General features: G+C 31.1%; 12 protein-coding genes. 11 read left to right on the top strand and 1 reads right to left on the bottom strand.

Annotation, left to right across the window (positions count from 1 at the left end):
• The first annotated feature begins 145 nt into the window (after positions 1–145).
• Both HN894_15795 and HN894_15790 read left to right on the top strand, forming a co-directional pair.
• Positions 146–1,015 carry a hypothetical protein gene (locus HN894_15795; GenBank protein ID MBT7144786.1) on the top strand — a complete coding sequence of 290 codons (870 nt, stop codon included), beginning with the start codon at positions 146–148 and terminating at the stop codon, positions 1,013–1,015.
• A 193-nt stretch (positions 1,016–1,208) separates the two neighbouring features.
• Positions 1,209–1,619: a hypothetical protein gene (locus tag HN894_15790; protein MBT7144785.1), complete on the top strand. Its 411-nt coding sequence runs from the start codon at positions 1,209–1,211 to the stop codon at positions 1,617–1,619.
• A gap of 398 nt (positions 1,620–2,017) precedes the next feature.
• On the opposite strand, the gene HN894_15785 is transcribed toward HN894_15790, so the two are convergent.
• The gene (locus tag HN894_15785) at positions 2,018–2,776 is read right to left on the bottom strand and encodes a hypothetical protein (GenBank protein MBT7144784.1); all 759 of its coding nucleotides are present in this window, start codon (positions 2,774–2,776) and stop codon (positions 2,018–2,020) included.
• Between the two features lie 395 nt (positions 2,777–3,171).
• Here HN894_15785 and HN894_15780 point away from each other — a divergent pair, with 395 nt between their 5' ends.
• The 9 genes from HN894_15780 to zupT all read left to right on the top strand — a co-directional run bounded on the left by HN894_15780 (position 3,172) and on the right by zupT (position 12,665).
• Complete coding sequence (locus tag HN894_15780; protein ID MBT7144783.1) at positions 3,172–3,441, top strand: hypothetical protein; 270 nt, start codon at positions 3,172–3,174, stop codon at positions 3,439–3,441.
• 24 nt (positions 3,442–3,465) lie between these two features.
• Positions 3,466–3,960: a sigma-70 family RNA polymerase sigma factor gene (locus HN894_15775; GenBank protein MBT7144782.1), complete on the top strand. Its 495-nt coding sequence runs from the start codon at positions 3,466–3,468 to the stop codon at positions 3,958–3,960.
• 9 nt (positions 3,961–3,969) lie between these two features.
• Positions 3,970–4,683 carry a hypothetical protein gene (locus HN894_15770; GenBank protein ID MBT7144781.1) on the top strand — a complete coding sequence of 238 codons (714 nt, stop codon included), beginning with the start codon at positions 3,970–3,972 and terminating at the stop codon, positions 4,681–4,683.
• A gap of 351 nt (positions 4,684–5,034) precedes the next feature.
• Positions 5,035–5,469: a VOC family protein gene (locus HN894_15765; GenBank protein ID MBT7144780.1), complete on the top strand. Its 435-nt coding sequence runs from the start codon at positions 5,035–5,037 to the stop codon at positions 5,467–5,469.
• Between the two features lie 8 nt (positions 5,470–5,477).
• Positions 5,478–5,909 (top strand): hypothetical protein, encoded by a 432-nt coding sequence (locus HN894_15760; GenBank protein ID MBT7144779.1) that lies wholly within the window; start codon positions 5,478–5,480, stop codon positions 5,907–5,909.
• A gap of 314 nt (positions 5,910–6,223) precedes the next feature.
• Positions 6,224–6,640: a hypothetical protein gene (locus HN894_15755; protein ID MBT7144778.1), complete on the top strand. Its 417-nt coding sequence runs from the start codon at positions 6,224–6,226 to the stop codon at positions 6,638–6,640.
• A gap of 531 nt (positions 6,641–7,171) precedes the next feature.
• Positions 7,172–9,826 (top strand): DUF2569 family protein, encoded by a 2,655-nt coding sequence (locus HN894_15750; protein MBT7144777.1) that lies wholly within the window; start codon positions 7,172–7,174, stop codon positions 9,824–9,826.
• Positions 9,827–10,238: 412 nt separating this feature from the next.
• Positions 10,239–11,744, top strand: a complete 1,506-nt coding sequence (locus HN894_15745) for a TIGR00366 family protein (protein ID MBT7144776.1) — start codon at positions 10,239–10,241, stop codon at positions 11,742–11,744.
• Between the two features lie 114 nt (positions 11,745–11,858).
• Positions 11,859–12,665: a zinc transporter ZupT gene (gene zupT / locus HN894_15740; GenBank protein ID MBT7144775.1), complete on the top strand. Its 807-nt coding sequence runs from the start codon at positions 11,859–11,861 to the stop codon at positions 12,663–12,665.
• Positions 12,666–12,822: the final 157 nt, after the last annotated feature.

The raw sequence follows: 12,822 nt of genomic DNA, 5'->3' as shown, positions 1-12,822 counted from the left end.
TATACATGAACTCCATTTTTATTTAAAAAATTAATGTTTTTTATCAAAGCTTGCATTTATCTGTATTACAGAATATTAACATCATTTTGCTTGTTTTTGTGAATTATGCAGGCTAAATGATTTTTTAAAGTCTGGCGATGAGATATTGTTAGCTGATATTCTCAAAAAATGGGTTGTTGCACAAGGAAGAAATAATAAAGACTATTTCAATAAATACATTTCATTTCACAAATATTATCAGCAACTTCCGGAAGACAATAAATTTGAATTCGTTGGGATTGATAAAATTCAAGACGTATCGCTAAGTTCTAAATATTTAAATGAATTATTGCCTGACACAAAAAAAGAGTTAGCTACTTCAGACAAAATTGATAGTCTTTTACTCCAAATTGAATATCTAAATTCAGTTTATATTAATTCGCCGGATACACTTTCAATTTTATCTCATCTACATTCCAATTTCAAATATCTTCAGCAAAAAGAGAATAGAGGAACTGTAATGTTTGAGAATTTTCACAAACTTTACAAAAGTTATCAACTCTACGAAAGTAGAATCTATGGCTATTATGGCTTATTCCACATTTTTCAATACCGAGTAAATGGCAAACATCCATTGGCTTCAAGAATTAGACAATCCGATTTGGGTTTAGAAAACCAAATATTGTCTATCAATTTTTTGCTTAACGATAGCTACACTGTGATGCCAAGTAGCAAATTTCCTGAGTTTATGAGAGACGAAGGCAAATATACCAGAATACCTGTTTCTGCCGATAATCTCTTAATTATGTATATATATGGAATAAAAGATTTCAAGCGAATGACTCCAGAAAACAGCAAATCATTGATTAAGATGAATGCCGAAAATAGTCCATATTCGCAATCAAACAGGATGAACACAACATTCCAATTGCTACCGGTAACAGATCTTTTCGAGATGAACGACAAAGGAAAACCTTATATTCAATATACAATTTTTGTAAGAAATTCTGATTGGGCAGAACCAATGAGTGAATAGATAGAGACCAACGATTTATAAAAACAAACTTAATAATTCCACAATTTTGAAAGCTAACATATTTTTATCGCAGAAAGTCTAAAACTGTTATTTGAAAATTATTAATGGAAAATGAAAAATCTTGATGAAAGATTTTGATTTGACAATATACAAGATAATTTAGTTCAATTTAAAACAGACAAACATAAAAACAATGGAGCAAAGAGACTATATCTTGAGAGAAATTGAAAAAATTGAACTTATATTGAGAGCAATTCGACAAAATATTCTTGGTGGTCAGGATAGATTAGCAATAAATATTGAGAAACAAGTTGATGATGCAAAAGGAATGTTATTAAACGAGTTAAACTTCGACATTGATAAATTTCTTCTCTTAAACATTGAAGAATCAAATGAATATTTAAGCAATTTCGAAGGATTTAATATTGATAATATTGAACAGCTATCAGAATGTATTTCTCAAATAGGCTTTAGTAACAAATCTGAGCTGTCAAAAAAATACCTTGAAAAAGCACTTCAACTGTATGAACTAATTAATTTGAAAAGCAAAACTTATTCGTTTGAAAGGGAAAGGAATATTATGAAAATAAAAAATGCACTTTAGTACAATCTATCTATGATTCTTGAAAACATGAATAAATTCAAAGAATCAAAAATGCCTTGGCTAAACAACACTCAAATGATCTTTGAAGGGGCAACATACTCATAAAATACGGTGAGTTTTTAACCCTGAAAATCCGTGTTCAATATAATATACATAGAACCAGACAAAGTTTCCCTAATGAGGGTATCGACACGTTTGAGAATATGGCTGAAAAAGGATGAATTGTAACAGATAGAGTTGTAAAAGAAGAAATGGGAGGAACTATTGATTTAGAAAAAAATGTATGGACTATTCCTCTAAAAGGTAGTAAGTAAATTATAATAAAAGCTGCTAACATTAAAGAATTTGACGACCACTTGGCTCACAGCTTATAAGTTAATTGATTGGTATAAAAAGGATTATGACGGATTAATAGTATATAAAATTCTTTGCTCTTTATCATTATATTGGATAAATACTCGCTTGTCTAATCTATACCATCCATCAGATCTTCCATTCCATCCCATATTCAGGTGAATATAGAAGTGATTCTTTTTGAACTTATATCCATCAATCACCATTGCATGCCCAAACTTTCTTTTTGAGTCCTCTACATAGTATAACATTGGACGTTTATTATCAATTTCATTTTGTATAAGAATAACAATACTATCGAACTTAGTCTCTAATTCTGTTTGATTATATTCGTAAAAATTAACTTTACAATCATAATGCTTTTCCAATATGGCTTCTATCTCCTCCTTTTCCCACAAATAACTACCGGATCCAAAATCTTTCTTAATTATTGTTGCAGTACAAAAACTATACATTGCAACATCATTTATGAGGTTTTGAGAGGTTTTTTGGTCAAGCTTCTCAGGAAATTTTCTTGAACTAAAATGTACAGTATCAATATTAATCTTGATTTTATTATTATTACTCAAAGTATAATTTATTTGTCCTTTTGGGAAAAGACTATGAAAGTAAAAAATTTGAGCAAATGCAGTTGACCAGCACCCTATCATTCCATTGTCTGGACTGTACTTTGCATAAAGTCCTTTTTGATGCCAGTTTGTATTTAATAAAGGAGAAGTTTCTACTTCCTTTATTTCCTGACTCATAACTGAATAAGTAGAGGAAATAAACAAAAATAAAATAATTAAATGTGCTTTAGTCATAATACGTTTTTAATTCGGCATACATATATTTCAATAACTGTCTTTAAAAAAAGTCAAAAATAAATAAGATTTTCAACCGTATTTGTCAATTAATTCTAAATAGCCTTAAAAAATGTTAAATCCAAATTGAATTTTCATTTCAGGTTTTTAGTAAGTTAGCTAAAAAATAAATATATACGATGGACAATTGTGACACAAAACTTTCAAACACCTGATTTTAAACAAAATGCAATTTGTAAAAGAACTATATTTCAAACATGTAGCAGTTTTAAGAGTATTCTTAATAGTTGTTTTTAAAAGTAAAAAAGATTTTGCAAATAAAAATATTTTAAAAGTGTAGTGAATTAAAATTACTGCGACTAATTGAATAATTATTAACTTTTAAAATTGAAAACATGGAATCAAAAACCAGATATTTATTAGGATCAATTATAGCAGTAAGTGCAATTGGAATAATTATTCTAAAGTTTATCACTAATGGGGATATTGACAGTTATGTGATGCCTTTTATTCTTCTGTGTCTTTCCGTAATTGTATTTTTGCCAAAAACCAAAAAGGTAAAACCGCAAAAGGAAATTAGCAAAAAATTTCAAAAAGTAATCTTGTCAATAGTTTCGCTTGCTTTAGTTACAGGAATAATCACATTTTTTGCAACATTATTTTAACCAATAATTTCATTACTTTACCTTATGAATAATGAATACTTAGAAGACATATTTATTAAAGAAATATCTGATAATAAAGGGATTATTCATAAGGTATGTAATGTTTACTGCAATAATTCTGAAGAAAAGAAAGACATGATGCAGGAGATAACTCTGCAATTATGGAAGTCTTTTCCCAACTTCAGTAGGAAGTCAACCTTTAGTACCTGGATGTATAGGATTGCATTAAATACAGCAATAACCAACATTCGTAAATCTAAGAATAGCCCAATTTTGGAATCATTGTCTGAAAAACAAAACACTTTGATTGAAAAAGAGGACTTGCCTAATATGGACGAAGAGATAAACAAACTGTATAAGGCAATTGCAAAACTAAATGAAATTGAAAAGGGAATAATACTATTATACCTTGAAAAAAAGACTTACACAGAAATTGGAGAAATTACTGGCTTAAGTGAGAAAAATATTAGTGTAAAAATTGTACGTATTAAATCGAAACTCAAAAAGTTATTATCATAATTTGCAAAAATGGATAGTATAGAAAAAATATGGGAAAAAGGAAATAAAAAAATCTCAGAAGATAACACTTACGATGATGTGTTTATTAGAGAAAGTATTTCAAAAACCTCAATTAGCATAACATCTAAATTGCCTACAATAGTTTGGTTTGGAATTGCCGCATCTCTGATTTCAGCTTTGGTGTTAATTTATAATATTTTCTTCTATTTGAACAACACTCCAATTTTAGCAGCAGTAATATTCCATATTGTTGTTGCTTTATCAATATTTATTTTTTTGATAATTCAATTGAGAGTTATCAATAAAATGGATACCAGAGGATTTGATTTGCACAAACTACTGCTTTATAAAATAAAATACTTTAATACAAAACTTAAATTAATTCAACATTCGGTGGCTCTATCTATTGTTTTAGCAACATTCGGTCTTAACCTTACAATGGAAAATAATGATGGTATATTTGAATTAAATAAAATTTTGATGCTCTCGGTATTCTATATTTTTTCCTATTTGGTAATAATATTCATAAATAAATTCACTCACAATGTTTATTTAAAGCAATTAAGGAATGCATTATTTAATCTTGAAGAAAATACACTTATAAGCCTTGATAAAGAACTAAAGAAACACAATCGGATTGGAAAACTGATTGGATTTGTCATCGCGATTATCTTTTTAATTGGATTGATTTTCCTTTTAGTAAATACAGGTTTTGAAAGGTGATAACAAACTACTAAACACATCACCTAAAAATATTAAAAAGGCAACAAGAAACTACTGAATCGAACTCAGTCCCAATGAAAAATCGTAACTAAACTACATCTTGTGTTTAATACAATTGATAGTTGAAATTTTGCTATATAATTTATCTAAGTTTTTGTTTTACTTATGATTATTGAACTAAAATCATTGCTCTCTCCAAATTTGTTAAACTACATTTTTTTTACATATTTGTATTTTTGAATTATTAAAAAGAATGAATTTTGAAGTAAATTTTGAAAAAGAGTTGAATGAAAAGCTATCTTATGATAGATTTTTTTCAGCAATAGTATTAACAAATTAAAATTAAAAATTATGACAACAGTAAATACTTATTTGACATTTAATGGAAATTGCGAAGAAGCATTTAATTTCTATAAAGCTGCATTTGGAGGCGATTTTGCATTTATCGGCAAATTTAAAGATATGCCTCAAACCGACCCAAATTGCAAACTTGAAGAATCTGAATTAAACAAAATAATGCATATTGCTTTACCTGTTGGGAACACAATGCTCATGGGAAGCGATGCCGGTGGAGAATGGGCAGAAGGAGTAAAAGTAGGGACTAACTTTTCTGTTTCAATAAACACCGATTCTAAAGATGAAGCCGATAGGCTTTTCAATGCACTTTCTGCTGGGGGAAAAGTATTAATGCCTATGAATAAAACTTTTTGGGATTCTTATTTCGGAATGTTTTCAGACAAATTTAACATACAATGGATGGTTAGTTTTGATGCCAATCCTAAATAAAAATAATTATGGGAAACAACGAAAAAATTCCAAAATGGTTCTGGACGCTAACAATAATTAGTTTACTGTGGAATATAATGGGAGTTGGCTCATTTTTTATGCACACATTTATATCTGCCGAAGCACTTGAAGCATTGCCGGTTGCAGAAAGAGAGCTGTATGAAAGTTACCCATTATGGACAGAAATAGTATTTGCCATTGCAGTATTTGGCGGTTTATTAGGAGCCATAGGTTTAGTATTAAAAAAGAAATGGTCTAAATTGGCTTTTATTATTTCATTGTTAGCAATAATTCCGCAAATGACACATAATATGTTTGCAACTGAATCTCTCGAAGTATATGGTCCACAAGCGTCTGTAATGCCCATATTAGTAGTTATTTTGGGAGCAGTTCTAGTTTGGTTTTCTATATTTGGTATTAAGAAAAATTGGTTGAAATAAACTTTGTAAAATATTATCTCAAATTTCACGTATAAAAGCATATTATGTAATCATCTGAGATATAATCTTTTATATTTAAATTTTTCTTTGTGTTTCTTTGTGTCTTCTTTGAGTAACTTTGTGATTCCGATAGTTATCGGAAAGCTATTATACTGAGAAACACAAAGGAAACACAATTCCGATAGCTATCGGGATCTCAGAGATTTTTTTTTATCAAGATGTAATTATTAACTTAATGATAATAACTACTATACAGATTTTTCTAATATTTGCTTCTATACCAAAATGAAATAGAAATGTAAATTTACAAATTTGTGAATCAAGAAATATTAAAGAAGCAACATGATAGATTTGCTCCATATTGGGCAGCAATGATTATTTCATTGGGGACTATTGGGTTGTCAACAATTTGGATCGATTTGGGAGATTTCTGGAAAGCTTATGTATTAGATATGACTGGGCCAGCATGGAATTACATATTGTTTAGGGGACTCTATACAGCTAAAGCAGACAATGCCTGGACTCGTTTTTTTACACCATCAAGAACTTTATTTATTTTTATTTTAGTTTGTTTTGGCATTGAAACAATGCAGTATTTAGAGATTTATGATTCAACCTATGACGTTTGGGATTTGCTTGCTTACTGCTCAATTCTTATTCCATTGTTTTTTATTGATTTAGGATTGATAAGACATAGTAAAATTTCGCCACACAATCAAGCAGTTAGCTAATATTTAAAATTGGGAGAGGTTCATCAAGTAAAAGATAACTTTCCTCCAAAGAGTAGTTTTATAATGCTGTGTTTCAGTTTTTATATAGCATATTTTATCACAACAGCTACTTCATTTGAAATTTCCTGAAAGCTATATGATAAAAGACCAATAATGTGTAGCAACTATATCCATTTACAATCAACCACATCCTAAATTCAACTAATAAATGCAACGTAAGTTCAAATTCGGCTCTAAGTTAGATATTTTGCACGAAATATTATGAATCAGATAGGATAGAAATTTTTGAAGTTTAGTTTTTATTGACAAAAACTCAGTTCCTATAATCTAAATAACTATTGATAAAATATCAATTTTGATGTGCAGTAAATGAAATTTTCTATATTAGCATTAAATGAATTGGATAAGAATTCCTATATTTGTTGAAAAATTATCGGTCTTAGGTTAGAAGCAGGCAAAATAGTTGCCTATCTTAAAATGTTTAATTGAAATTATAATCTTTCAAAATTCCATAACAAAATCCCTTTAAATATGAATTTTCCTAAATACATTCAATTGCTTTTTCTTTTGTCGTTAACTTTTTTCTTACAGGCACAAGAAAACAATATCAAGTATGTTAGCCCTCCAGCATGGATAAAAACCATCGATTTCTCCCCTGAATTTAAAACTGATTTAGACGAAATTAACAACGGCGTTTTATACCTTTTGGTTGACGAACAATTCAATTTTTTGGAACACGAGAGTTATTATCATTTTCTGAAAAAATTCATCTCCAATACTGGCATTCACGATCACTCCGAATATTCCATCAACTATTCACCAATTTATCAAGAAGTTATATTTCATCACCTGAAAATCTATCGAAACGACAAGGTAATTGACATACGGGACAAAGTCGAAATTAAGGAAGTTGATGATGGCAATTCTTCATCAACAAATATTTACCTTGGCGACAAGGCCATTGTTTTAATTTTCAAAGACCTTCGCACAGAAGATATACTTGATATTTCCTATTCAATAAATGGGAGGAATCCTATTTATGGGGATATAGTTTTCAAATCCTTTTTATTCCAATTTTCCGACCCAGTTGAGAAAATATACAAAGCATGTGTTGTACCAAGTGACTTACCTTTATTTACCAAGGAGTTTAACAAGGCACCTGCACCAATTATATCAATTTATGGTAATGCGAAACGATATGAATGGGAAATTTCTAAAATCGAAGGCATACATTGGCCCGATTATGTTCCGGTTTGGTATCTACCTTATAAATATGTTGAGTTAAGCCAATTTTCGAATTGGAACGAGTTAGCGCAGTGGGGACTCAAACTATACCCTAAACTAACAGATCCAAACCTGTTAATCAAAGTGAAAGTGGCAGAAGTACAAGAAGCGAATAGCGATAAACAAACACAAGCTTTGCTGCTTATTAAATTTGTTCAGGAAGAAATTCGCTATGTTGGTTTGGAAGAAGGTATCCATGCTATCACTCCTCATTCCCCTAATGAAGTAATATCCAACCGATATGGAGATTGTAAAGACAAAACCTACCTCTTACAAGCTCTCATGGCTCAAATAGGTATCGATTCAAAAATTGCCTGGGTTTCGACAAACAATAAACATGCCCTTGAAAATTACCTGCCTTCACCATCATTGTTCGACCATGTTATTCTTTATTTTAATCTTATAGGCAAAGACTATTATATTGATGCTACTCAAAATAATCAAGCTGACAATCTGGATAGAATCAGTTTTCCAGATGTGAAAAAAGCGCTAGTTTTGGACAATGAGACCTATCAACTGGACATAATACCTACAAATGAAGAAGGGAAACTAAATGTTAAAGAAAGCATTATTGTTGAGAGTGCTACTGAGCCGGTTTTTTTTGACATAAAGAGTGTTTACTCCGGAAGGCAGGCCGATGTAATGAGAGATAATTATTCTTATCAGGGAATAAGCGCCTTTAAAAGCAACCTTATCAATTTTTATTCAAGCTATTATCCTGATATCGTTTGGGAGCAGGATCCTACAATAACAGATGATAAAAAACTCAACCAAATAACCCTTCACGAAAAATATAAGATAAGCGGATTTTGGCAGGAGTATGACGATGGCGTAGAAAAGCAAAATTACTCAACCGAATTGTATGCTATGACAATAAGGTCTTACCTTATTTCACCCGATGATAAAGTCAGGGAGATGCCAGTAAGTTTAAATTATCCTGTAGAAGTCCATCAACACACCCAATTTGTTTTCCCAAAAAAAGTTACCTTCGATAAAATTGGGGAGGAGTTTAATAGCAAGTCCTTATCCTTCTCTTATACAAAAAGTACAATTGAAGATAATATAGTAGACTTTCATTATCATTTAAAAACACTTAATGATTTTGTGCCATTAGACGAAATTTCGAACTACAATAAACAATTGGATAAAATTCTAATTGCAACTTACGACGTATTCATCTATGGTTATGAGGATTCATATGATATTACTGAAACGACTGGTCTTCATCCAATAGGTCTGTCACTGTTTATTATGTCAGTTTTAATATTTGTATTTCTTTCAAAACGGATTTATAAGATTGATATTTCCTCTCTTGCCTCCAGTGCTAAACCGCTGGCAATTGGCGGATGGCTTGTCTTTCCCGGCATAGCACTAGTAGTTTCATTGGGATCTTTATGTTATAATTTAATTAGGCATGATTTTTTTAACAAAACTGTTTGGGATATGTTTATGAATCCGAAGAGCGAATATTTTTCAAACCAGATTCACATATACATAATTGGAGAAACAGTTTATAATGCAATGTTTGTTGTGATGATTGTTCTACTTATAGTACTGTATCTTAAAAAAAGAACCTCATTTCCGCGATTGTATATTATTTTTCTTGTGGTAAATATAATAGGACAAGTACTCGATAATCATTTCTACAGCCTCTTTTTCGAATTTGAACCGGAAGAAACAAATGAGATTACAAGAAATATTATACAGGCTGTAATTGGTGCCAGCATTTGGATACCTTACATGTTAGTCTCGAAAAGAGTCAAAGCAACATTTATTAAATCAATTAATGACCAAAACACTGAAAATGTATTTGAAGAACAATCAAATAATGATAGATCAGACATACTTGAAAAAATACGGCAGGGAAATACAGATTGTCAGGAAATTGATCCAAGCAGATAACAAAGTGCTCAAAATAGGACATATTACAAAAAATAAGAACTAACCAATATGAGTTCCTATAACAAAATCCAGAGCATATTGTTCTATTTGAGTTTTTTCATATCTAATGTTTTATGAAAATACCACAGAAATAAATCTCTGCTGCTTTAATTAATAGGTAAATAGTTTTTTATATGCTCTCTAAATTACCACAAGTAAGCTGCATATGAAACAATTAAGCAAAAAAAAGGCATCAAATTTAAGCACATCTCAAAGCTGAGTAGTCAAAATAATTTATACTTTTGAAATTTTTTTGAGAATCAAGCAGGTTGTAATTATGGGATTATGTTGACATTCCTTACTGCATATTCTACAAAATAAGCTTTTATCAAATATGATTTTAGCTAAGAAAAAGGATTATAAATGAAATTTTATGAAGATAAAAATCAATATACTTGGAGGAATTGAGAAAGCAGGAAATGCTCTGCCTCATCCTGCCGCTTTGTTCGGAATTTTTGGACTAATGACCTTAGTAATATCATTGATAGGTTACTATCTGCAATGGGAAGGGATTAATCCAAGCAATGGAGAAACCATTAGAATAATAAATCTTCTTTCGAGAGATGGCCTTCATAAAATACTTCTTGGAATGGTTAAGAGTTACACTGGTTTTGCTCCATTAGGCATTGTTATGGTTGCAATGCTGGGGATAGGAATTGCCGAAAGTAGCGGACTTATAAAGTCTTCTATTAATCTTTTACTTATTAAGGCTCCAAAAAACTCTGTTACTTTTTTGATCGTTTTCACCGGAATACTATCAAATATGGCATCAGATCTCGGATATATCCTAATTATTCCGATAGCTGGAGTTATTTTTCACTCATTAGGGAGACATCCTATTGCCGGTATGGCTGCTGCTTTTGCAGGTGTAAGTGGCGGATTTAGTGCAAATTTATTTATTGGAACCATAGATCCACTTCTTGCCGGTTTATCTACAGAAGCTGCACGTATTGTTGATCCGGACTATTACGTGATGACAACTGCCAATTATTACTTTATGGTGGCATCAACATTTATTATTGCATTTGCAGGAACCTGGGTAACTAAAGCTATTGTTGAACCCCGGCTTGGAAAATATACCGGTGGAGTAGAAAAAGAAGAAATTACAAAACTTAATAAAAGAGAAAAAAAAGGATTGAAATGGGCAGGAATAGTTCTTTTGTTATTCATAGCAATAATCGCATTTGGTCTAATTCCTTCTAATGGAATTTTACGTGCCGATGACAATACAATTTTACATTCTCCGGTACTAAAAGGATTTATTGCTGTTTTGTTCATTGTTGCAGGAACTTGCGGAATTGTTTACGGATATATTAGTGGCACCTTCAAAAAACATGAGGATGTTATAAATGGCATGAACGATAGCTTTAAAGGATTGATTGCATTTTTGGTTTTGGTGTTTTTTGCATCGCAATTCGTTGCATGGTTCAAGTGGAGCAATCTCGGGATTATGGTTGCTGTAAAGGGAGCGACCTTGCTCCAAAGTGCAGATTTTGGACTTATTCCTTTAGTCATAATGTTTATAATTATCTCCGGCACAATCAATATGTTTATGGGAAGTGCATCTGCAAAGTGGGCTATTATGGGACCTATATTTATTCCTATGTTTATGCTATTAGGATATTCACCTGAATTGTCGCAAGCAGTCTATCGAATAGGAGATAGTGTTACTAACCTAATTTCTCCAATGATGAGCTTTTTTGCCCTGATAATTGTTTATTTTGAAAAATATGATTCGAAATCGGGCATAGGCTCGCTTATTGCTACCATGATGCCATATTCTATTGCCTTTTTTATAGTATGGACTATACTTATGATTATTTGGATAATGTTTGGTTTCCCACTTGGTCCGGAAGCTGGCTTGTACTACGTTAAATAGTTAACTTTTTTTTGTATTTATTTAATATAAAAATATTTCAGGACGATCAATCTCAAGCATCAAAAAATTCTCTATAGCTAAGTATAGCTAATATTTAAAGAAGTAAAACAAAAAATGGATACAGAAAATATATTATTTGCATTAGGACTAACACTTTTTGCAGGATTGGCTACAGGAATAGGTAGTGTTATGTCGTTTATGTCAAAAAAATTCAATCCGAAATTCCTGGCAGTTTCATTGGGTTTTTCAGCAGGTGTAATGATTTATGTTTCCTTAGTTGAGATATTTGCGAAGGCTAAAGATTCTCTTTCAATGGCACATGGCGAAAAAATGGGAAGTATTTATACAGTTATTGCTTTCTTTTCAGGAATAGCACTTATTGCTCTCATTGACAGATTAATTCCTTCATTCGAAAATCCCCACGAGATTAAAAACATGGATGTCAAGAAGTTGAATCCAGAGAATAATAAAAAGTTGCTACGAATGGGCTTGTTTTCAGCTTTGGCAATTGCAATACATAATTTCCCTGAAGGTCTTGCTACTTTTATGGCAGCTCTATCCGATCCATCGCTTGGAATTAGTATAGCTGTGGCAATTGCAATTCATAATATTCCTGAAGGTGTGGCAGTCTCGGTTCCAATTTACTATGCTACTAAGAATCGCGCAAAAGCTTTCTGGTTATCATTTTTATCTGGTTTGGCCGAACCTGTTGGTGCAATTTTGGGCTACTTCATTTTACGAAACTTTATTAACGAATCAACTTTTGGGGTAATTTTTGCCGGTGTAGCCGGTATTATGGTTTATATTTCGCTTGACGAACTATTGCCAACAGCCGAAGAATATGGTGAACATCATATCGCTATTGGTGGCCTGGTTGCGGGTATGGCTGTAATGGCAGTTAGCCTCTTGCTTTTCATATGAAAATAATTTAGTCCTTTGTTAAATTTGATTTATTAAGAATCTTTTTACCACAGATTCACTGATTTAATAATAAATTAAATCTTCATTATTCTGTGAATCAGTAGCAAATTTTGTTTTAATACTTTTTGGGGTGGATTCATTTTCAGAGTTTTAAGGA

It is taken from the genome of Bacteroidota bacterium (genome assembly GCA_018692315.1).
GTDB lineage: Bacteria > Bacteroidota > Bacteroidia > Bacteroidales > JABHKC01 > JABHKC01.
Note: the sequence above shows the minus strand (reverse complement) of the source record. Positions and strands in the feature narration are given on the sequence as shown.